Origin of the sequence: Enterobacter sp. CPE_E890 (assembly GCF_046521475.1) — a bacterium.
Classification (GTDB): Bacteria; Pseudomonadota; Gammaproteobacteria; order Enterobacterales; family Enterobacteriaceae; genus Enterobacter; species Enterobacter adelaidei.
In genome coordinates this window covers 3,056,576-3,078,170 of the sequence record NZ_JBKFZW010000001.1, presented here as the reverse complement: position 1 = coordinate 3,078,170, position 21,595 = coordinate 3,056,576, and the positions used below count along the sequence as shown (strand labels likewise).

The 21,595-nt window shown below is 53.1% G+C and carries 19 protein-coding genes and 1 pseudogene; 12 read left to right on the top strand and 8 right to left on the bottom strand.

Annotated elements, in window-relative coordinates:
• Nucleotides 1-113 precede the first annotated feature (113 nt).
• Nucleotides 114-248 (top strand): annotated as a pseudogene (locus tag ACLHV9_RS15200) (LysR family transcriptional regulator); the annotation flags it as partial.
• Here ACLHV9_RS15200 and fumA read toward each other — a convergent pair.
• Together fumA and ACLHV9_RS15190 are read right to left on the bottom strand one after the other, a co-directional pair.
• Entirely contained in the window at nucleotides 242-1,891 is a 1,650-nt protein-coding gene (fumA, locus tag ACLHV9_RS15195) for a class I fumarate hydratase FumA (protein WP_407220787.1), read from the bottom strand. The pseudogene ACLHV9_RS15200 and the gene fumA overlap by 7 nt on opposite strands.
• A gap of 55 nt (nucleotides 1,892-1,946) precedes the next feature.
• Nucleotides 1,947-3,455 carry an anion permease gene (locus ACLHV9_RS15190; protein WP_023325580.1) on the bottom strand — a complete coding sequence of 503 codons (1,509 nt, stop codon included), beginning with the start codon at nucleotides 3,453-3,455 and terminating at the stop codon, nucleotides 1,947-1,949.
• Between the two features lie 608 nt (nucleotides 3,456-4,063).
• On the opposite strand from ACLHV9_RS15190, the gene ACLHV9_RS15185 reads away from it, so the two are divergent.
• Entirely contained in the window at nucleotides 4,064-6,844 is a 2,781-nt protein-coding gene (locus tag ACLHV9_RS15185; protein WP_407220786.1) for a flavocytochrome c, read from the top strand.
• Between the two features lie 94 nt (nucleotides 6,845-6,938).
• Nucleotides 6,939-7,901, top strand: coding sequence for an FAD:protein FMN transferase (locus ACLHV9_RS15180; protein ID WP_407220784.1), 963 nt, complete (start codon nucleotides 6,939-6,941; stop codon nucleotides 7,899-7,901).
• Here ACLHV9_RS15180 and dcuR read toward each other — a convergent pair.
• Together dcuR and ACLHV9_RS15170 are read right to left on the bottom strand one after the other, a co-directional pair.
• Nucleotides 7,882-8,601, bottom strand: a complete 720-nt coding sequence (dcuR, locus tag ACLHV9_RS15175; protein ID WP_028019609.1) for a two-component system response regulator DcuR — start codon at nucleotides 8,599-8,601, stop codon at nucleotides 7,882-7,884. The genes ACLHV9_RS15180 and dcuR overlap by 20 nt on opposite strands.
• Nucleotides 8,598-10,214, bottom strand: a complete 1,617-nt coding sequence (locus ACLHV9_RS15170) for a sensor histidine kinase (protein ID WP_028019608.1) — start codon at nucleotides 10,212-10,214, stop codon at nucleotides 8,598-8,600. Before ACLHV9_RS15170 ends, dcuR begins: the two co-directional genes overlap by 4 nt.
• A 165-nt stretch (nucleotides 10,215-10,379) precedes the next feature.
• Between ACLHV9_RS15170 and ACLHV9_RS15165 the strand changes: the two genes are divergently transcribed.
• A complete protein-coding gene (locus ACLHV9_RS15165; RefSeq protein ID WP_028019607.1) occupies nucleotides 10,380-11,243 on the top strand; it encodes an N-acetylmuramic acid 6-phosphate etherase in 864 nt (287 codons plus the stop codon).
• Nucleotides 11,244-11,298: 55 nt separating this feature from the next.
• On the opposite strand, the gene ompC is transcribed toward ACLHV9_RS15165, so the two are convergent.
• A complete protein-coding gene (gene ompC, locus ACLHV9_RS15160) occupies nucleotides 11,299-12,462 on the bottom strand; it encodes a porin OmpC (protein WP_108089637.1) in 1,164 nt (387 codons plus the stop codon).
• Nucleotides 12,463-12,897: 435 nt separating this feature from the next.
• Between ompC and drpB the strand changes: the two genes are divergently transcribed.
• The 4 genes from drpB (at nucleotide 12,898) to ACLHV9_RS15140 (ending at nucleotide 15,869) form a co-directional block, all read left to right on the top strand.
• Complete coding sequence (gene drpB / locus ACLHV9_RS15155; protein ID WP_407220782.1) at nucleotides 12,898-13,167, top strand: cell division protein DrpB; 270 nt, start codon at nucleotides 12,898-12,900, stop codon at nucleotides 13,165-13,167.
• A gap of 51 nt (nucleotides 13,168-13,218) precedes the next feature.
• Nucleotides 13,219-13,920, top strand: coding sequence for a phosphohydrolase (locus ACLHV9_RS15150; protein WP_407220781.1), 702 nt, complete (start codon nucleotides 13,219-13,221; stop codon nucleotides 13,918-13,920).
• Nucleotides 13,921-13,981: 61 nt separating this feature from the next.
• The gene (locus ACLHV9_RS15145) at nucleotides 13,982-15,397 is read left to right on the top strand and encodes a DNA cytosine methyltransferase (protein ID WP_128348899.1); all 1,416 of its coding nucleotides are present in this window, start codon (nucleotides 13,982-13,984) and stop codon (nucleotides 15,395-15,397) included.
• On the top strand, nucleotides 15,378-15,869 hold the full coding sequence (locus tag ACLHV9_RS15140) for a very short patch repair endonuclease (RefSeq protein WP_128348900.1): 492 nt from the start codon (nucleotides 15,378-15,380) through the stop codon (nucleotides 15,867-15,869). Before ACLHV9_RS15145 ends, ACLHV9_RS15140 begins: the two co-directional genes overlap by 20 nt.
• Here ACLHV9_RS15140 and yedA read toward each other — a convergent pair.
• On the bottom strand, nucleotides 15,841-16,755 hold the full coding sequence (yedA, locus tag ACLHV9_RS15135) for a drug/metabolite exporter YedA (protein ID WP_028019601.1): 915 nt from the start codon (nucleotides 16,753-16,755) through the stop codon (nucleotides 15,841-15,843). The two genes, ACLHV9_RS15140 and yedA, sit on opposite strands and share 29 nt — an antisense overlap.
• A 175-nt stretch (nucleotides 16,756-16,930) precedes the next feature.
• Between yedA and ACLHV9_RS15130 the strand changes: the two genes are divergently transcribed.
• The 3 genes from ACLHV9_RS15130 (at nucleotide 16,931) to dgcQ (ending at nucleotide 19,881) form a co-directional block, all read left to right on the top strand.
• Nucleotides 16,931-17,845 (top strand): DUF808 domain-containing protein, encoded by a 915-nt coding sequence (locus tag ACLHV9_RS15130; RefSeq protein WP_407221187.1) that lies wholly within the window; start codon nucleotides 16,931-16,933, stop codon nucleotides 17,843-17,845.
• Nucleotides 17,846-17,922: 77 nt separating this feature from the next.
• Nucleotides 17,923-18,105: a YodC family protein gene (locus tag ACLHV9_RS15125; RefSeq protein WP_028019599.1), complete on the top strand. Its 183-nt coding sequence runs from the start codon at nucleotides 17,923-17,925 to the stop codon at nucleotides 18,103-18,105.
• A 75-nt stretch (nucleotides 18,106-18,180) separates the two neighbouring features.
• Nucleotides 18,181-19,881, top strand: a complete 1,701-nt coding sequence (gene dgcQ / locus ACLHV9_RS15120; protein WP_410375984.1) for a cellulose biosynthesis regulator diguanylate cyclase DgcQ — start codon at nucleotides 18,181-18,183, stop codon at nucleotides 19,879-19,881.
• Here dgcQ and ACLHV9_RS15115 read toward each other — a convergent pair.
• A complete protein-coding gene (locus ACLHV9_RS15115) occupies nucleotides 19,848-20,666 on the bottom strand; it encodes a mannosyl-3-phosphoglycerate phosphatase-related protein (protein WP_129323335.1) in 819 nt (272 codons plus the stop codon). The two genes, dgcQ and ACLHV9_RS15115, sit on opposite strands and share 34 nt — an antisense overlap.
• A gap of 300 nt (nucleotides 20,667-20,966) precedes the next feature.
• On the bottom strand, nucleotides 20,967-21,194 hold the full coding sequence (yodD, locus tag ACLHV9_RS15110; RefSeq protein WP_028019596.1) for a YodD family peroxide/acid resistance protein: 228 nt from the start codon (nucleotides 21,192-21,194) through the stop codon (nucleotides 20,967-20,969).
• A gap of 136 nt (nucleotides 21,195-21,330) precedes the next feature.
• Between yodD and dsrB the strand changes: the two genes are divergently transcribed.
• Nucleotides 21,331-21,519 (top strand): protein DsrB, encoded by a 189-nt coding sequence (gene dsrB, locus ACLHV9_RS15105; RefSeq protein WP_013097741.1) that lies wholly within the window; start codon nucleotides 21,331-21,333, stop codon nucleotides 21,517-21,519.
• The last annotated feature ends 76 nt before the right edge of the window (nucleotides 21,520-21,595 follow it).

Here is a 21,595-nt window from a genome sequence, read left to right as displayed (position 1 = left end):
GTGCCGGGTAACCGCTTCATTACCCGGCGGGGGCAATTTAGCGCAGCGCCCGGGCAATGGCGCTAAACATCAGAGAGGCCTCCAGCGGCTGGGCGCTAAAGGACGGCTCCGCCTGCGGCCAGGAATTCTTACCAACCCATTTTCATGCCGTGCAGTGGCAGAACGAAATAAGGCTGCGCACCGAAGTGGGCAGCCGGGGGATTAGTCAGACGATGGTCACCATCTGGAAGCCGGGAAGCGCTCAGCGCTGTGAACACCCTTTGCACTGTTGGTTCTGGATCTGCTGGAAGAAATCGTTGCCTTTGTCATCCACCAGGATAAACGCCGGGAAGTTCTCGACTTCGATTTTCCAGATGGCTTCCATACCCAGTTCAGGATACGCCACGCATTCCAGACTCTTAATACTGTTTTGCGCCAACACCGCAGCCGGGCCGCCGATGCTGCCCAGGTAGAAGCCGCCGTGCTTATGGCAGGCATCCGTTACCTGCTGGCTGCGGTTGCCTTTTGCCAGCATGATCATGCTCGCGCCGTGGGATTGCAGTAGGTCCACATATGAGTCCATACGTCCCGCGGTGGTCGGGCCGAGTGAACCAGACGCATAGCCTTCCGGCGTTTTAGCAGGGCCCGCATAGTAGATTGGATGGTCTTTCACGTACTGCGGCAGTTCTTCGCCATTGTCGAGCAACTCTTTCAGCTTCGCGTGGGCGATATCGCGCGCGACGATGATAGTACCGTTCAGCGACAGACGGGTAGAGACCGGGTGCGCGGAGAGCTGCGCCAGGATCTCATTCATCGGCTTGTTCAGGTTGATGCTGACCACGTCGCCTTCGCCCTGCTGACGCAGAGATTCAGGAATATACTGGCCCGGGTTGTGTTCCAGTTTTTCAATCCAGATCCCGTCGCGGTTGATTTTTGCTTTGATATTACGGTCTGCGGAGCAGGAAACACCCATGCCGATTGGGCAGGAGGCGCCATGGCGTGGCAGGCGGATCACGCGGATATCGTGGGCGAAGTATTTGCCGCCAAACTGTGCGCCGAGACCCAGGTTCTGCGCTTCCTGGAGTAGTTCCTGTTCGAGCTGAACATCACGGAACGCCTGGCCGTGTTCGTTACCTTCCGTTGGCAGTGCGTCGTAATAGCGGGTGGACGCCAGTTTCACGGTTTTCAGGGTGCTTTCCGCAGAGGTACCGCCAATCACAAACGCGATATGGTAAGGCGGGCAGGCTGCAGTGCCCAGAGTACGCATCTTCTCAACCAAATAATTTTTCAGTTTCGCCGGAGTAATCAGCGCTTTGGTTTCCTGGTAGAGATAGGTTTTGTTGGCTGAACCGCCACCTTTTGCCATGCACAGGAATTTGTATTCGTCCCCGTCCACGCTGTAGAGATCAATCTGCGCGGGTAGGTTGGTGCCGGTATTCACCTCTTTATACATATCCAGCGCGGCATTCTGGGAGTAGCGCAGGTTGTCTTCGATGTAGGTGTTATACGCCCCCTGGCTCAGGGCTGCTTCGTCGCCGCCACCGGTCCAGACGCGCTGGCCTTTTTTCCCCATGACGATCGCCGTTCCGGTGTCCTGGCAGGTTGGCAGCACGCCTTTGGCGGCAATCTCGGAGTTGCGCAGGAACTGCAGGGCAACGTACTTGTCGTTCTGGCTGGCTTCAGGATCGTTAAGAATGGCGGCAACCTGCTTCTGATGAGAAGGACGCAGCATAAACGCAGCATCGTGGAAAGCCTGCTGTGCCAGCAGCGTCAGGGCCTCTGGCTCGACTTTCAGGATCTCCTGACCCTCGAACTCGGCAACGGAGACGTGCTCTTTAGTCAGCAGATAGTATTCGGTGTCGTCATGCGCGAGAGGGAAGGGGTTCTGGTAGATAAACGGTTTGTTTGACATAGCGTATTGCTCCACAAAAATAAAACCGCCGGAGGATGAGCCCGGCGGTCAGGAATCAGAACATCATGGACATCCACGGATAACCAATCAGCAGCAGGGCCGCCAGGAAAATGGCACCGAAGATGGTGCCGAGGCGCCAGTAGTCTTTGGTTGGCAGGTAGCCACTACCATAGTAAATCGGGCTTGGGCCGGTACCGTACGGGGTGATGATCCCCATCACGCCCAGCGAGGTCACCATCAGCAGAACAAACACTTCCATATTCATACCAGGAATGGTGGAGGCGATGGTCAGCATCGCTGGCAGCAGCGCGGTGGTGTGCGCGGTGGTGCTGGCAAACAGGTAGTGCAGCAGGTAGAACGCCAGCAGCAGAACGATGGTCGCAACACCCGGTGAGATCCCGCTCATTAACAGACCACCTTCTTTACCCAGCCAGCTGATAAAGCCGGTAGACGAGAGGCCATCCGCCAGCGCAACCAGGGTGGCGAACCAGACGAAGGTGTTCCACGCGGCTTTGTTGCCGGTGATATCGTTCCACTCCAGCACGCCGGTCCACAGCATCAGGCCGACGATGAGCAGGGCAGCCATGGCAGGTTCAATCCATGCGGCAGCGAAAATCCACATCAGCAGTGCACAGCAGACGAATACCAGCAGCAGGATTTCGTTGCGGGACAGTTTGCCCAGTTTTTCCAGCTCACGGGTCGCCCACAGCGGCACTTCGTTGTTCACTTTGACTTCTGGCGGGTAGAACCAGTAGGCCAGCAGCGGCATGGTCAGGATCAGCAGGATGCCCAGCGGCAGGAAGGCGAGGAACCAGGTACCCCAGGAGATATCAATCCCAACCGTACTTTTCACCAGCGCCAGCGCCAGCAGGTTCGGCGCGAGTGCGGAGAGGAACATTGAGCTAGTAATACAGGCTGCAGTGATCGCCACCCACATCAGATACGAACCAATTTTACGCGCGCTTGGATCGTTTGGTTTTGAACCATACAGCGGCGGAAGGTTAGCGATAATCGGGTAGATGGTCCCGCCGCTACGCGCGGTGTTGGACGGTGTGAACGGTGCCAGAAGCAAATCTGCGAAGGTAATGGCGTAACCGAGCGTCAGGCTGCGACGGCCCAAATACTTCACCAGAATCAGCGCCAGACGGCGTCCGAAGCGGGTTTTATCATAACCAGCGGCGAACATAAAAGCGCCGAAAATCAGCCAAACGGTAGAGTTACCAAAACCGCTCACGGCCCATTTAAAAGAGGCACCGGCCAGCTTGAATTTAGGGTCGGCCAGCTGTTCGGGGCTGAACAGTACCCACTGGCTACAGAGCGCAATGGCCACCACGCCCGTCAGGCCAATCACCGCGCCCGGCAGCGGTTCGAAGATCAAACCAACGATCACACCGACAAAGATGGCGAAGTAGTGCCATGCGTAAGGAGGCAGCCCTTCTGGTACCGGAACAAACAGCAGCAGTACGGCGACGATGACGGGCAGTGCCATCATCAGCAGACGTTTTGCGTTTCCATTTGATGCCTGGTTCGCCACAGGGGGCGTTACAGCAGTTTTTGTATTCATAGTTTCACGTCTTAAGTTGTCAAAAATTCGGTCGTACTGAAAAACAAAATGGCTTTCTTAATTTTCTTTGCTTTTTTTAGTTATTAAAGGTGCGCTTTTGTATTTTCAGTAATAGCGATTTAACGCATTTTTGATTGCGCTAAATTAAAAAATGATGATGTTTTTATATTGCGCTTTTGGATGCCATAACTATTGATCACGATCAAAAAAACAGAATGGCAGCGTTATTTTTATTCTTTTATTAATAACCACTCAGGCGTATGTGGGTATTACGTGTTTTATTGGTTCGTTTTATCATTTCCGTAACATTTATGTTTTCTTTGTTTTGTATCTTGTTGTTTTTAATTGTTTTATTATTTATGTGGAAATTGGTTTTACCAATTTTTATTTAACGTATTTTAAATTATTGTGAATGACTGAATTACATTCGCTAACACCAATGTGTTATTTGTGTTATTGAAGGGATTAAATAGTTTTTTAACTAACGTAATGACTTTAGAAACTAAAAAAATCATTATATTAATATCATGACATCGGCAAAGAACGACGAAATAAAAAATCAATCCGATAACGAATTCTTAATTTTTAAAAGTTTGGAGTTTTCTATTATGAGCACTAACGAACGCATTCTGAGTTCCTTCACATTACCGAATGGTACCGAACTGAAAAACCGTTTGTTAATGGCCCCAATGACAACCTGTACCGGCTACTATGACGGTACGGTGACCAGCGAGCTAGTGGAGTACTATCGGGCCCGTTCCGGCAGCATTGGCACCATTATTGTTGAGTGTTGCTTTGTCGACGATCTCGGCCTTGCCTTCCCGGGGGCGATCGGTATTGATAATGACGAGAAAATCGCCGGGCTGGCGAAAATCGCTGAGGCAATTAAATCTAAGGGTTCTAAAGCCCTGCTGCAGATCTACCACGGCGGCCGTATGGTTGACCCGAAACTGATCGGTGGCCGTACGCCGGTTGGGCCAAGCGCTGTTGCCGCTCCACGTGACGGTGCCGCGACGCCGGTTGCGCTGACCACTGCCGAAGTCGAAGGCATGATCGGTAAGTTTGGTGAAGCCGTGCGCCGCGCGATTCAGGCTGGTTTTGACGGTGTCGAGATCCACGGGGCCAATACCTATCTGATCCAGCAGTTCTACTCCCCGAACTCAAACCAGCGCACGGACGAATGGGGCGGCAGCCGTGATAACCGTGCGAAATTCCCGCTGGCGGTGCTGGAAATTACTCACAAAATGGTGCGCCAGTACGCGGACGACGCGTTTATTATTGGCTATCGCTTCTCCCCTGAAGAGCTGGAAGTGCCGGGTATCCGCTTTGAAGACACCATGTACCTGCTGGAGAAACTGGCTGCGCGCGGTGTGGATTATCTGCACTTCTCCGTGGGTGCCACTCTGCGTCCTTCTATTGTTGATACCCAGGACCCGACGCCGCTTATTGAAAAATACTGCGCCATGCGTTCAGAAACGCTGGCACAGGTTCCGGTCATGGGCGTGGGCGGCGTGGTGAATGCCGCAGACGTCAATGAGGCGCTGGACCACGGTTACGACCTGATTGCCGTTGGCCGCGCCACTATTGCTTACCCGGACTGGACTGACCGCATCGCGGCCGGTGAAAACCTTGAGCTGTTTATGGACAGCACCAAACGTGAAGAGCTGAACATCCCTGAACCGCTGTGGCGCTTCTCGCTGGTGGAAGCGATGATCCGCGACATGAGCATGGGTGAATCTAAATTCAAACCGGGCACCTTTGTTGAGAAAGTGCAGGACGATGCTAACGAGCTGGTGATTAACGTCAGCCTGGAGACCGACCGCATTGCGGATATCGAACTCGCATCGGGTCCGAGCGAAGACGTTGAGTTTGTGACCAGCTTTGAAGAGATCCGTACCCGCATTCTGGATGCCAACACCCCGCACGTGGATGCCATCACTGGCGCAACCAGCCAGAGTGAAGCGGTGAAAAAAGCGGTCTCGAAAGCAATGCTGAAATCCAGCAAAGCGCTGGCCGCAGAAGAGGGCGCCGACCCGAATGAAACCCGCAGCGTGGACGTGGTGGTGGTTGGTAGCGGTGGTGCCGGTCTGGCCGCCGCCATCCAGGCTCACGATGAAGGTGCAAGCGTGCTGATTGTTGAGAAAATGCCAACCATCGGCGGGAACACCATTAAAGCCTCTGCCGGGATGAACGCCGCCGAAACCCGCTTTCAGCGCGTGAAGGGCATTCAGGACAGCAAAGAGCTGTTCTACCAGGAAAGCCTGAAAGGCGGCGGTAACAAGAACAACCCGGAACTGCTGCGCCGCTTTGTTGAGAACGCGCCGCAGGCGATTGAGTGGCTGGCAACACGCGGCATTATGCTAAACGACATCACCACCACCGGCGGGATGAGCATCGACCGTACTCACCGTCCAAAAGACGGCTCTGCGGTGGGTGGCTACCTGATTAGCGGTCTGGTGCGTAACGTCAACAAACGCAACATCGAGGTCATGCTGGACACCTCCGTCAGCGATATTCTCTTCGAAAACGGCGAAGTCACCGGCGTGCGCCTGACCACCGAAGAGAATGAAACTATTACCGTAGCAACCAAAAGTGTCATTGTTGCCACCGGTGGTTTCAGTGCCAACAGCCAGATGGTGGTGAAATACCGTCCGGATCTGGAAGGTTTCGTTACCACCAACCACAAAGGGGCGACCGGTGGCGGTATTGCGCTGCTGGAACGTATTGGTGCAGGCACCGTTGATATGGGCGAAATCCAGATTCACCCAACCGTTGAGCAGAAAACATCGTATCTGATTTCCGAATCTATCCGAGGCGGCGGGGCGATTCTGGTGAACCAGCAGGGGAATCGCTTCTTCAATGAGATGTCGACCCGCGATAAAGTCTCCGCGTCAATCATCGCGCTGCCAGAGAAATACGCTTACATCGTCTTTGATGAACATGTTCGTGCCAAAAACAATGCCGCGGATGAGTATATCGCCAAGGGGTTTGTGACCAGCGCCAGCTCGCCAAAAGCACTGGCTGAAGCCCTGGGGATGGATTACCACGCTTTCCTGGCGACGCTGGAACGTTACAACGGTTTCGTTGAAAAACAGCATGACGACGATTTCGGCCGTACCACTGCGCTGCGTGCGCCAATCAACGAAGGGCCATTCTACGCCATTCAGATTGCACCAGGCGTGCACCACACCATGGGCGGCGTGACCATCAATACCGAAACCTGCGTACTGGACAGCAACCACAACGTACTGCCTGGGGCGTTTGCTGCCGGTGAAGTGGTCGGCGGGATCCACGGCGGTAACCGTATCGGTGGTAACGCAGTGGCAGATATCATTATTTTTGGTACTCTGGCCGGACACCAGGCGGCTATGCGTTCGAAAATGAGGTAAGGCACCTGTTTCTCAGGCCGGATGAGCGCAGCGCCATCCGGCATATTCCCCGGCGGCGCTGTGCTTGCCGGGGTTACATTTGAGGATACATCCCATGCCCGATAGCTATCGCGTTTATAGCTACTCCGCCGTCCTGATGGGCTCACCCATCCTCCTGAAACTCTTCTCCCATGACGAAGCCCTCGCTTCCCGCGTGTTTCGCCTGATCAAACAGTATGAAGATCTGCTCACCGTCAACCGCGCGCACTCGCAGGTCATGGACATTAATCATGCTGCAGGCCAGCATCCGGTCACCGTCAGCCGACCCGTATTTGAACTGATCCGCTGTGCAAAAGCGGCAAGCCTCCTCAAGGACAGCGCCTTTAACCTGGCCATTGGCCCGCTGGTGAAGCGCTGGAAAATTGGTTTTCAGGGAGACAGCGTTCCGCCTGCCGATGAATTAGCGTCACTGCTGGCGATTACCCGTCCTGAGGATGTCATCCTTGATGAGGCCCGCAGTAGCGTATTTCTGACCAGCACGGGTATGGAAATCGATCTGGGGGCCATCGCCAAAGGATATATCGCCGACAGAGTACGGGATTATCTGCACAAAGAGGGGGCCGATCTGGGGCTGATTAACCTCGGCGGCAATATCCAGACCTTAGGCTCGCCGGAAGGGGGCTGGAGCGTGGGGCTAAAAAAACCGTTCGCCGGGGATGCGTTGATCGGCACGATGACGGTCGAGAACATGTCAGTCGTGACGTCCGGAACATACGAACGCTACTTTGAACAAAACGGCAAACGCTACCACCACATTCTCGATCCGCGCACCGGGTATCCCCTGGATAACGAACTGGATAGCGTGACCATCATTTCTAAAAACTCCATTGATGGAGATATCTGGACCACGTTGATGTACGGCATGGGCGTAGAGAAGGGGTGTGCCACGCTGCGCGCGCGCCCCGATATTGAAGCTATCTTTGTGACAAAAACAAAAGAAGTGGTGCTCTCTTCAGCGCACCACTTCCGGTTTACCTTGCTGGATAACAGCTACTGCGTTACTGACAATACTGCTTGAGCAGGCCTGTTTGCTCCGGCTGGAGGCGGTAGCGATACACCGGACGCCCGGTTGCACCGTAGTGAATGCTGGTGAACAAAATGTTGATTTGCGCCAGCCAGATCAGATATTTGCGGCAAGATACGCGGGAGATATTGACCGCGCCTGCCAGGTCATCGGTGGAGAATTCTGTCTCCGGATGGGCATCAATCCACTGACAAATCGTGCGCAGCGTCTGCGGCGTTAACCCTTTCGGCAGCTTTTTGCTGTCCGCCAGCTCTGGCGCTCCGCCGTGGATCAGTCTGTCAACGTCGGCCTGCTCGTAGTACTGGTGCGATCCCATCAGACTGTGCTTCGCCTTCCAGCCGTTTAGTGCCTCTTCAAAGCGCGGGAACTGGAAGGGTTTAATCAGATAATCCATCACGCCGTAATGGATGGAGGTCTGGATCGTGGCGGCGTCAGCAGCGGAGGAGATCATAATGACATCAATCGGGCGGCCCGAAGCGCGAATAACGGGCAACAGATCCAGCCCGTTATCCTGCTGCATATAAACGTCCAGCAGCACCAGGTCGACAGGCTGGTTGGGGTTATTGATAAAGGCCTCGGCCTGGTTGAGCGTAGAGGCGACACCGCAGCAGCTAAAGCCTTCAACACGGTTGACGTACAGACGGTTGAGGTCAGCTACCATGGCATCATCATCGACAATTAATACATTTATCACGCGATATTCCTCTCGCTATCCCAGGGGATGTGAACAAAAAATTGGGTAAAGACACCAGGCTCAGACTCGACGGAGATGTCTCCGCCCAGGTTCTGGATTTGCTGGCGAGCAAGGAACAACCCAACACCGCGGTTTTCACCTTTGGTTGAGAATCCCTTTGTAAAAATAGCCTCCAGCTGAGTGGGATCAATACCGGGGCCATCATCACTGACTTCACAACTGAGCCAGCCATTCTGATAATGCAACAGCAGAGTGATTTCGCCTTCCTGCTGTCCTTCCATCGCGTCGAGTGCGTTTTCAATAAGGTTACCCAGCGCGGTGATCAGCACTGCAACCTGCTCTTCACTGGCGGTATCCGGAATCTGGCACTCATCGGCCAGCGACAGGGTGACGCCCGCTTCTTTCGCCCGGTTTATTTTACCCAGCAGGAACCCCGCAATCACCGGAGATTTTACCTTGCTCTGTATCTCACCGATATCTGTCTGGTAATTGTGCGCGGTCTGGATGATGTACTCTTCCAGCTTGTCGTAGCGTTTCATGTGCAGCAGGCCAAGGATCACGTGCAGTTTGTTCATAAACTCATGTGTATGGGTGCGCAGGGCGTCGACGTAACTGACCATGCCATCAATCCGCTGCATCAGCTGGCTGATTTCCGTTTTATCGCGGAAGGTGGTGATCGCGCCGATCACCCGATCCTGGCTTTTGACTGGCACCATGTTGCACAGCAACAGCCGCCCGTTACAGCTGATCTCCTGATCCTGGCGGGCAATACCCGTTTTCGAGACTTCCCGCAGGCTGGCCAGCAGCGGCGCGCTGGCGTTTTCAGTCTGCTTGCCTGAAGGCAGGAGTAAAATCTCTCTGGCGGTTTGATTAATCATTGTCACCCGGCCATGAATATCGACAGCCAGCACCCCTTCACGGAGCGACTGCAGCATTGCCTGACGCTGTTCGAACAATGCGGAGATTTCGTAGGGTTCGAGCCCGAACAGGATGCGTTTCAGTACCCGAACCAGACCCCAAATCGCCATGGAACTCATAAAGATACTGAATAAGATGGTCCAGACGGCGTTCATCCGTCCACGGGCGATCTGATCTTCCACTTTTTTGAGAGAGATACCGACCACCACCACACCGATCTGATCGTGCTGGCTGTCATAAACAGGGGTGAAAACACGGAGAGCTTCGGCGAGCGCACCACGGTTTACGGAGACATTCTCTTTACCTTCCAGCGCAGGCTCGAGGTCATTACCAATAAAGTGCAGGCCGATCAGCGCTTCGTTCGGGTGCGAGTAACGAATCCCCCGCATGTCAGTCACCACCGTGAGCAGCAGATCGTTGCGTTGGGTAACGGCTTTGGCGATGGGCTGAATGATATCTGCCTGCGGGGGCTGCATCAGGCCTCGCTGGATCTCCGGGCTGTTAGCCAGCGTTCGGGCGATACCCAGAGCGGTATCTTTAACATCATCGCGGGTCGCCCGGGTAATTTGTACTGAATAGAGTGCAAAGACCACCAGCAGCACAGAGGCAATAATCGCGCATACCATTAACGTGACCAGCGTATTCAGTTTCATGGGGCGCTTGCGCGTCAGAAGGAAAGGCTGCAAATCGCTCATCAACACTCCGCGATGATTAAGAAAGGGGGTAATTATCGCCGATGACGCGCTTTTCTTAAAGCCATGTAAAGGCGTGGATTTGCTCCTCTTTTCGTGACCCTCCTCGCATGTCATCCATATAAAACACTTTATAGTGTGTGGGTACTCATAATAAGGAGGCTGTTTATGAGCATTATGCTTACCGGTTCGGTCAAGGAAAGACGGCACGCCAGCACGATGAATATTGATAGATTGTCCACGCTGGACATGCTGAAAGTCATTCACCAGGATGATGCACTTATCACTGCTGCTATTACCCCCTGTTTAACAACTATCGCCCGCGTGGTGGATAACGCCGCCGCGACCCTCAGCCACGGTGGTCGTTTAGTCATTGTTGGCGCAGGCCCGTCGGGCCGTGTCGCGCAACAGGTAGCGGATGAATATGCTCCGGGTAAAACTCCTGTCATTGCCGTTACAGCAGGCGAGGGAGAAGGAAGCTATGAGCGTGGCGTTGCCGACCTGCAGGCCATCACCTTTGGCGAACACGATATGATGCTGGCGGTGACCATTAGCGGAAAAACACCGTGGGTTTGGGGCGCGATGCGGCATGCATGGTCGCTGGGCTCTTCGGTTGCTGTCATTACCGGCGACGCGCAAAGTGAAGCGGCGCAACTGGCGAGCATGGTGATTGCCCCGGAACTGGGTGCTGATGTGGTCGCAGGCTATATCAATACCAAAGCGGGGATTGCGCAGAAAATGATCCTCTCGATGATTGCTACCGGATTGGCCGTCCGAACCGGTCGCGCATACAGCAACCTGCGTGTGGATCTTGAGGCAAGCAATACCAAATGGGCCGAGCGACAAATCGCAATAGTGATGGAAGCAGGCGGATGTACCCGGGCGGAGGCGAAAGCCGCGCTGGAAGGGTGTAACCATAACTGTAAAACAGCGGTGTTGATGGTGCTGACAGGGCTGGATGCCTGGAAAGCCCATGAGCTACTGGCGCAGAATAACGGATTTATTCGCGTGGCGTTGCAGGAAGCGCCGTAGAGCCTGACAAATGGCATAAAAAAGCCCGCGAAAGCGGGCTTTAGTATTTTAGATATTAGAACTGGTAGGTCATACCGATGCCAACGATGTCATCGGTGGAAATACCGTATGTTTCATACAGTGCTTCGTCGTTGTCCAGCATGTTGATTTTGTAATCAACATAAGTAGAGAAGTTCTTGTTTAAGCTGTAGGTCATGCCCACGTCAATGTAGTTAACCAGATCCTGATTGAATCCCTTACCGTCCAGGTCTTTACCTTTTGAGTAAACCCATGCCAGGGAAGGACGCAGGCCGAAGTCGAACTGGTACTGGGCAACCGCTTCGAAGTTCTGAGTCTGGTTTGCGATACCAAGGTTACCGATTGGCGTCATGTTGCGGGTTTCCGCATACATCATTGCCAGGTAGATGCTGTTTGCATCGTATTTTGCGCCAACGGTCCAGGCTTCAGCTTTTTCGCCACCGGCATAACCGATGCCTTCCGCGGCTTTGCCATAAGCAACCTGCTCGTTAGTACGATCAGAAGACGAATACGCTGCACCCAGGCTCAGGCCGGACAGGTCGCCAGAGAAGTCGTAGGAAGTCGACATACCGAAGCCGTCGCCATTCTGGAAACGCACATCTTTATGACCATTTTTCGTGCCTTCCTGAACATCAATATTATTACCGAATTGATCTTCGTGTGGACCACTTTCGTTATTACCTTGATATTGCAGCGCAAAATTCAGACCATCAACCAGACCAAAGAAATCTTTATTACGATAAGTCGCCAGACCGTTAGCACGGCCATTCATAAAGTTATCGGTCCAGGTGTAAGAATCACCGCCAAATACCGGCAGCATATCGGTCCAGGCTTCAACGTCGTACACGACGCCGTAATTACGGCCATAATCAAATGAGCCGTATTCACCATATTTCAGACCTGCATATGCCAGACGGTTAAAGGATTTATCACCCGCGCCTTCAGTATCATTTGCGTAGGTTTTATATTCCCACTGGCCGTAACCGATCAGATCGCGAGTAATCTGGGTTTCGCCTTTGAAACCAATCTGTACATAGGTTTCATCGCCGTCGTCACCTGGGTTGTCAGAGAAGGTATGACGTGCATCGACTTTGCCATACAGGTCAACTTTGTTGCCGTTTTTATTGTACATCTCTGCCGCATTTACCGCGCCAGCCATTAATAAAGCGGGTACAAGAAGTGCCAGAACTTTTCTTTTCATTATATATTCCCTTTAAAGATAATTTATATGAATATATGTAATTACTCTCCGCAATTACATGGTTGATACTATTCTATGGTTTGTTATTTTTGTTCAAAAATAAATGTAATTAAAGTCGTATAAATATTGCAAAATATTTCTAAGTGTCGCTTTATTTTTCTTGTGAATTATTCGATTGAACATATAGGGGTTAATTATTATTAAGTATTTCACGCTATTATTATTTCATTTTTATAATTGCTTGAAATTATATATCTCGGCCTTTCAGAGCAAAAATAACACAACCGTTAATCTTGCCTGAGATCAACTTAACGCAAACTGAGCGTAAGAAATCTTCCCACACTGCCGCGTTTAATGACAAAATGTGATGATTGTCACAAAACTAAGTGAGCAGGTGAAAACGATAGTGCAGCTATCGTGGAGTGAAGGATAAAGATGGAACGAAAAATTGAACGCAGCCTGGGAGGCAAACTGGCTCTGTGGGTGTTCTACGCATTTTGCGGTTACTTTGTCTGGGCTATGGCGCGCTACGCGTGGGTGGTAAGTAAAATTCCATCACTGCCTGATACCGTGGCTGACGGTGATTTAGGGTCGACCAGCGGGAAGTGGCTGGGAGCCATTCTGGGGTTTATGGTGCTGGGCACCGTCGGTCTGATTCTGGGCGCGATTGCCTGGTATACGCGTCCCCGTCAGGACGACCGGTGATAGCAGCGGGGAAAGTTGCTATTGTTACCGTTTCACCGACAGGATGTGATCATGGAACTTACGCAGTGGCAGCACCGCTTTGAACGCTGGCTCGACGAAAACCACACCACCGACGACGCCGCTCATGATATTTCACACTTTCGTCGTGTCTGGATGACCGCGCAAAAAATTATGGACAACCAGACGGTTGACCCGCTGGTTGTGCTGACCGCATGTTATTTTCATGACATCGTTAGCCTGCCCAAAAACCATCCGGAACGCAGTCAGTCATCCCGTCTGGCGGCGCGTAAGACACGTAGCATTCTGCAATGCGATTTCCCTGATTTTCCGTCCGAATGTTATGCCGCAGTGGAACATGCCATCGAGGCACACAGTTTCAGCGCCGGGCTGACGCCGCAAAGTATTGAGGCCAAAATTGTCCAGGATGCAGACCGTCTGGAAGCACTGGGTGCCATCGGTCTGGCGCGAGTCTTTGCCGTGTCAGGCGCTTTGGGGGTGGCACTGTTTGATGCTGACGATCCGTTCGCCGATGCACGAGCCCTTGATGACCGGGCGTTTGCCCTTGACCATTTTCAGACCAAGCTGTTGCGGTTGCCTGATACAATGCAAACGGATGTCGGGCGCGAGCTCGCGCATCACAACGCCGATTTTCTGATCCAGTTTATGGCGAAACTCAGTGCCGAATTACACGGCGACTGCATCGGGCTGGATAGCCAGGTTCAGAGCCGCTTCCGTCGCAGTTTGCGCAAATGAACTGTGGTAATCTGTTTCCAGTCTTTATTGTCCGGTTAAAAGAATGCAGGAAAATCGATCAGTGACTGAGCCCGCACCTGAGCAGGCTGAGAAATCAACGGCAACGGTGCAGGCGTTATTGCACCAGTTGTTAGATATCTATGATGCTAAAACCCTGGCAAATCAGCTGGTGGCACACGGTGAGAGCCACTGGAGCCCGGCAATCCTGAAAAGACTGCTGACCAGCGAGCGGGCAGGGCGTCGCCTGAGCGAAGGCGAGTTTCGTTACCTGCAGAGCCTGCTTCCACGCCCTTCAGCCGCGCACCCGAATTATGCCTTCCGCTTTATCGATCTGTTTGCCGGTATCGGTGGCATCCGACACGGCTTTGAAGCCATCGGCGGTCAGTGCGTGTTTACCAGCGAGTGGAACAAACATGCTGTGCGCACCTACAAAGCAAACTGGTACTGCGATCCGCATGAACATCATTTCAACGCGGATATCCGCGATGTCACCCTGAGCCATAAAAGTGGCGTGAGCGATGCACAAGCCGCGGAGCACATTCGCCAGACGATCCCGGCGCATGATGTGCTGTTGGCGGGTTTCCCGTGCCAGCCTTTCTCCCTGGCGGGCGTCTCGAAAAAGAACGCCCTCGGACGTGCCCACGGTTTCGCCTGTGATACCCAGGGAACGCTGTTTTTTGATGTGGCCCGCATTATTGACGCCCGACGCCCGGCGATTTTTGTGCTGGAAAACGTCAAGAATCTAAAGAGCCATGATGGTGGAAAAACCTTCCGCATCATCATGCAAACGCTGGACGAGTTGGGCTATGACGTGGCCGACTCACAGGACATGGGCGCGGATGACCCAAAAATCATTGATGGGAAACATTTTCTGCCCCAGCATCGCGAACGAATCGTGCTGGTGGGTTTCCGCCGCGATCTCAATCTGAAGGGGGATTTCACCCTGCGTGATATTCCTTCTTTATATCCGGCGCACCGTCCCACCGTGGCTGAGCTGCTGGAGCCTGTCGTCGACGCGAAATTTATCCTCACTCCGGTGCTGTGGAAATACCTCTACCGCTATGCCAAAAAACATCAGGCGAAGGGCAACGGCTTCGGTTTTGGGATGGTCAACCCAAACGATCCGCACAGCGTCACCCGCACGCTTTCTGCCCGCTACTATAAGGACGGTGCAGAAATTCTGATCGACAGAGGCTGGGACAAGGCGCTTGGCGAGCAGAATTTCGACGACCCGGACAACCAGCGTCACCGTCCACGGCGCTTAACGCCTCGGGAATGCGCCCGGTTAATGGGGTTTGAGACCCCGCAAGGCTACAGCTTCCGCATTCCGGTTTCGGACACGCAGGCTTATCGCCAGTTTGGTAATTCTGTGGTGGTTCCCGCGTTTGCGGCGGTGGCAAAACTGCTGGCCTCCCGCATCAAACAGGCTGTGGCGCTACGTCAGAGTGAGGCCGTCAATGACGGATGTTCACGATAAAGCAACACGCAGTAAAAACATGCGTGCCATCGGCACGCGTGATACCGCAATTGAAAAACGCCTGGCCGCGCTTCTGACGCAGGCCGGCGTTGATTTCCGCGTGCAGGATCCTTCGCTTGCGGGTCGCCCGGACTTCGTTGTCGACGCGTACCAGTGCATCATCTTTACCCACGGCTGTTTCTGGCATCATCACGACTGCTACTTGTTCAAGGTTCCGGCGACACGCACCGATTTCTGGCTGGAGAAAATTGGTAAAAATGTTGATCGTGACAACCGGGATCTCACCACGCTTATTGCTCAGGGCTGGCGAGTGCTGATCGTCTGGGAGTGTGCCCTGAGAGGCAGATTAAAACTGAACGATGCCGATCTCACGGAACGGCTGGAAGAGTGGATCTGCGGCGGCGGTCAGACCGCGCAGATCGACACACAGGGTATTCATCCGCTTACGGTTTTTCCACCTCGCAAGGTGTGACAACCGGTTTGGCAGGCAGCAAATATTTGCCCAGCGTGACCAGCACAACAGCAAAAACAATCACCCCGAGTGCCAGCCATTCTACCGACGAGAGCGTTTCACCGCCCAATCCTGTGCCGAGCAGCACGGCCACGACCGGGTTGACATAGGCATAGCTGGTGGCGACGGCCGGAGAAACATTGCGGATCAGGAACATGTAGGCATTAATGGCGATGAGCGATCCAAACAGCGCCAGATAACCGACCGCCAGAAAGCCCGACAGACCCGGCATTGTCGTCAGCTTTTCTCCCGTCAGCGTTGAGGCGAGTAAGAGCACAATCCCCGCAGCGAGCATCTCTATTGCGCCAGCCATCATGCCGGAGGGCAGCTCAATACGGGAGCCGTATACGGAACCGAACGCCCAGCTCATAGAGCCGATCAGAATAATCACGGCGCCCCATGGGTTCCCGCTCAGATTACCGCCGCTGTTGAGCAGAATAATGCCAGCAAGCCCGATGCCAATCCCCAGCCATTCCAGTTTGCGGGTACGAATGCCAAAAAGGCGGCTAAAACAGAGGGTAAACAGCGGGACGGTGGCCACAACCACGGCAGCGATCCCTGACGGTACATTCTGGTGCTCGGCAATGGTCACAAAACCATTGCCCACGGCCAACAGCAGCAGACCAATCAATGCAGCATTAAGCAGCGGGCGAAGTGGGGGAAGTTTATGCCCGCGTAGCAGCAGGAATGCCAGCAGAAGCACCCCAGCCGAGAGGAAGCGAATACCCGCCATCATCAGCGGCGGCCAGCTTTCTACCCCGATGCGAATGACAAAGTAGGTTGAACCCCAAATGATATACAGTGAAAAAAGTGCCCCAATTAGCGGTAGCAATTGCCGGAAACGCATAATCCCTCACGACGAAATAAAAAGGTCGCTGATAGTAAACGCGAAAACTATCGTGCTGGCGAGCCCTTTAATTGTGTGGTTGATGTGAATTTTTTGTTGACGAAAGGTGCCTGTTTCCGGGTTCACGCTTTTGCTCCATACTATTCACTACATTAGCAAAAAAAGAAGGATTGAGATTTTGGCAGGAAGTAGCTTATTAACATTGCTGGATGATATTGCCACCTTGCTGGATGACATTTCAGTGATGGGGAAACTGGCAGCGAAGAAAACCGCTGGCGTTCTGGGAGATGATTTATCGCTTAACGCCCAGCAGGTGAGTGGGGTTAGGGCTAATCGTGAACTGCCGGTGGTGTGGGGCGTTGCGAAAGGTTCATTCCTGAATAAAGTGATTCTGGTACCACTGGCGCTACTGATCAGCGCGTTTATTCCCTGGGCCATCACGCCGTTACTGATGATTGGTGGGGCATTTTTATGCTTCGAGGGCGTCGAGAAAGTCCTGCATTCGTTCGCGGCACGTAATAAGAACGATACGCCTGAAATGCGCCAGCAGCGTCTTGAAGCACTGGCCGCGCAGGATCCGAAAACCTTTGAGCGCGATAAAGTGAAAGGGGCTATTCGTACCGACTTTATTCTCTCTGCTGAGATCGTCGCCATTACGCTGGGGATTGTGTCTGAAGCACCGCTGATGAACCAGGTTCTGATCCTCTCCGGGATCGCTATTCTGGTCACGGTAGGGGTGTACGGTCTGGTGGGGTTGATCGTTAAGCTGGATGATATCGGCTACTGGCTGGAAGAGAAATCAAGCGCGGTGGCAAAAGGGGTAGGCAAAAGCTTACTGGTGCTGGCGCCCTGGCTGATGAAGAGTTTATCCGTGGTCGGCACGCTGGCGATGTTCCTCGTTGGCGGCGGTATTGTGGTGCACGGTATTGCGCCATTGCATCACGCTATCGAACATTTCTCCACTGCGCAGGGTGCTGTTGTCGCGGCGATTCTGCCCACGCTGCTGAATCTTGTGTTGGGCTTTATCATTGGCGCTATCGTGGTGGCGGCAGTAAAGTTGGTCGAAAAAATGCGTGGCACGGCGCACTAATTGCTACCTGTTACAGATGCAAAAAGACCATTCCTCGTCTAAATTGAAAAAGTTTCACCCTGATACAGGAGGCAGGTATGGTCTTTTTGGTCAGTGATGAAGTTAAGCCTAAGAAGGGCGGCCCACGTATGATTGTCACCGGGTATTCCAGTGGAATGGTGGAGTGTCGGTGGCACGATGGCTACAGCATCAAGCGGGAAGCATTTCGTGAAGATGAGCTTCAGCCGGGTGATGGGCAGCAGAAACGAGACAAGGCTTAATCACATAACGCCCGGCTTTGTCGGGCGTTTTTTATTTCAGGTACCGGGTGTAGGCAGTCATCAGGGAGAGTGTGTGTGCAGCGCGATACATTTGTTGTAAGACGATCTTTTTTTCAATGGCTGCAAAAGCGCAGCAACCCTGGCCTGATTGTTAATTCCTGTTTTATCGTCGTACTGATCTTCTCCACTCTTCTGACCTGGCGCGAGGTGGTGGTGCTGGAAGAGGCCTATATCTCCAGCCAGCGCAATCATCTGGAAACGGTTGCCAGCTCGCTCGACAGACAGCTGCAATTTGGCGTTGATAAGGCGCTATTTTTCCGCAACAGCATGCGGGACGCACTGCAGAAACCGCTGGCATTTGACGTTTTGCATCAGGCTGTTGATCGTTTTGACCTCCTCCGGAATCGACCTGCCTGGCAACTGGCGGTGGATAAAGAACGCACACTCCCCATTAATGGCGTATCAGACGCCTTTGTTGAAAAAACGGTACTCCTCAACCGTGACGATGAACGTATCCGTAATGAAATTTCTGCTGCACTTGAAGTCGGTTACTTACTACGTCTGGCCTCATCGACGGTACAGAATGAAGAGCGGATTATCTATATCTCCCGCGCCGGGTTTTATCTTTCCACGGATACGCCTGCGCAGAGTGACGACATCATTACGCGTTATTACCACCTGGTGACCCAGCCCTGGTTTACGCAGCAGTCTGAACGTAACAATCGTGCGCGGGCGGTGCGCTGGTTTATCTCTACCGCGTCCTCCTGGACCGGCAACGAACGCATGATTACGGCCAGCATACCCATCTATTTTGAACATTACTGGTACGGCGTAGTGGCGATGGATTTTTCGTTTAGCACCATGAAGCGTTTGCTGGCAGATGCAACGGACGATCATGCCGAAGGGGAATATCAGCTGTACGATTCGCGCCTCAACTTGATTGCCTCTTCGGAATCCCCTGCCAGCCTGATGAACCGTTTTGACGAACGTGAAATGGCGCAAATCGCGCATGCCATTGAAAGTGACACGGAAGGTGGAGTCCGTCTCGGCAGTCGTTTTATCAGTTGGGAACGGCTCGATCACTTTGATGGCGTCGTTCTGCGAGTGCATACCCTGCATGAAGGTGTTCAGGGTGATTTCGGTAGCATCAGCATTGTGCTGGCTCTGCTGTGGGCACTGTTCACGGCCATGCTGCTTATCTCCTGGCTGGTGATCCGCCGAATGGTGAGCAACATGTATGCACGGCAAAGCTCACTGCAGTGGCAGGCCTGGCATGATCCGCTCACCCGTCTGAATAACCGTGGTGCGCTCTTCGAACGGGCCAGAATACTGGCACAACAATGCCAGCAACAGTCGTTACCGTTTTCCGTGATTCAGATCGATCTGGATCATTTCAAAAGCATCAATGACCGCTTTGGTCATCAGGCGGGTGATAAGGTGCTGTCTCATGCTGCCGGGATTATTGCCAGCGGACTGCGTGAAAACGATGTCGCCGGGCGCGTCGGCGGGGAAGAGTTTTGCGTGGTATTACCTGGGGTGGCGCTTCCCGAGGCCTCGGTGGTAGCTGAGCGCATCCGCGCAAGGATTGACAGCAAAGAGATTCTGGTGAAAAAAAGCACCACATTACATATCACTGCATCATTTGGCGTGAGCTGTGCTCATGAAAAAGGGAACTACAACTTTGAACAGCTGCAGTCGATTGCCGATACCCGTCTGTATCTGGCAAAACAGGGGGGACGTAATCAGGTTATCTGGCGCGATGACGACAAGAAGTGATCCAGCCCCTCACTCCAGCCAGCCGGTCCGGGCTGCTGAGTGTAATAGACCCGCGCAGGGGAAGTGTCTCGCAGCACGATACCCTGTCGGTTTATCCCTTTGATGACGACAGCGAAGTCCATGCTGTCCAACAGGGGGGCATCATTGGGGCCATCACCGAGTCCCAGGGTGACAGGAGTGATATCTTCCTGCTCACGGTACTGCTCAATAAGCCAGTTAACCGCAACGTCCTTACCACAGCGGGCGTCCAGAATATGCCAGAAACGGGCGCCTTGCAGGCATTTCAGGCCACTTCGCGCCAGCACCTCTTCAAACTCAACCATTTTCTCATCGGTGTCGCGCCAGATAAGCGTGACGGAGGCTTCATGCTTACGTGCAAGGGCTGAGCGATAGCGCGTCAGCCCGGTCCACTCGCTGATAACCCGTTCATCGACGTCGTCAAAGGTGGTGAATTTAACGCGCAACTGCAGGCGGATTTGTTCAATCAGCCGGTGGATATCCTGGTGCGACATCCCTCTGATGTGGCGCTGACCCATTTCCCAGCGGACATCAGGCTGAATCACTGCGCCGTTTTCGGCAATAAGCGGTAAACCTTCCAGCCCCAGATCCTGCTGGATCTCAAGCATCTCTGCCACCGTCTTACTGCTGCAAAGAATGACCGGTACCTGGTTATCCAGCAGCCTGTCGAGCCAGGGTATCGCTGGCTGCCAGTCATAGGTATGAATATCCAGCAACGAGCCATCCAGGTCAGAAAAAATCAGCAGCGTGTCCTGCAGTGAAGGCATAGTGGCTCCAGATAACGGATGCGTCAGAGATTAAGAATATTCCTAAAAAATAACGGAAAGGGAAATCCTGGAAAAGGGAACTATCCCAGGCAAACCCGCATTCGGCGTATGTTATCGCTCATAACAAAAATCAATATGTTAAAAATGTTATATTCATTCCGAGAATATATGCTTGTCAGGCAAAATTGTTGGGGATAGTGTGGCATGTACATCAGGTTTCCTGGTGTAACGAATTTCAAGTGCTTCTTGCATAAGCAAGTTTTGATCCCGGCCATCCCCATGACCGGGATTTTTTTCGTGCTACCGATTTGCTTCAGACACGCTAAAGTCATGAATATCAAGCTCGAAGGCCTCAGCCAGTTCACGATAGGTGTGATAATCCCTTCCGTTAACAATGACGCGGTCAGAATTATCGTCCATACGACGGACTTCTGATTCACTGATCTCATTGATCGCGGCCAGCAGGGCATCGACATCCACTTCGACGTCGCGTTTGATGGTGTCGCTGTAAGCTTTGTCGGTCTTCATTACGGGACTCCTCTTTCAACCTACAAACGTGTCCAGGGTTAAGTATAGCCTGTGTATAAAAACGCCATTCGCGCCGGACGGCGATGTGCGTTTTTGCGTTTTGTTCTACACTGGCTCAAAACCAGAGGAGGAATGTATGAAGGTCAACGATCGGGTAACCGTTAAAACGGACGGTGGGCCGCGCCGCCCGGGTGTGGTACTGGCAATTGAAGAGTTTAGCGAAGGCACAATGTACCTGGTATCACTGGAAGACTACCCGCTTGGCATCTGGTTTTTTAACGAACTGGGGCATCCTGACGGCATTTTTGTTGAGAAAGCAGAGTAGCTCGGCGTCGGGTGGCACAGCGCGTACCCGACAACGTTCTCAGAAGCAAAAATCTCTGGCCAGGCCAGAGATCAAA